Raw genomic sequence first — 333 nt, forward strand, 5'->3', positions numbered from 1 at the left:
TTATACTCCTCCTGCCACTCTTCAAGCGTTTCACGGGCATCGCGCAATGTGCCAAAAAGTGTCCCAATCAGGCATTCGTCCACCAGCTTACCGTTCTCGTCGTCAAGTGCCCGTAATCGCTTCGCATAAGACAGTTCTATCCCGCCGAACTTGGGTTTATTTTTGTAAAACGTCGCTGAGCTGCTTCTGGGCCAATGCCTTGCATTAACCTGCCAGCCAATGAATACCATGCCGCCGACATAGATCCGTCCTTTTGTTGCGCGATCGCGGGCTGAAAATGTGGGCTGGGATGTGTGAAGTCCCTTTTGTCTCATTTGTTGCGTTCCAAGCTCA

General features: G+C 51.1%; 1 protein-coding gene. It reads right to left on the reverse strand.

From position 1 onward, the window contains the following. Positions 1-314: hypothetical protein (locus tag AB9F29_RS21630; protein WP_369757214.1), on the reverse strand; the 314-nt coding region annotated here is incomplete at its 3' end. Positions 315-333 lie beyond the last annotated feature (19 nt).

The organism is Falsihalocynthiibacter sp. S25ZX9, from assembly GCF_041205405.1.
Lineage (GTDB): Bacteria > Pseudomonadota > Alphaproteobacteria > Rhodobacterales > Rhodobacteraceae > Falsihalocynthiibacter > Falsihalocynthiibacter arcticus.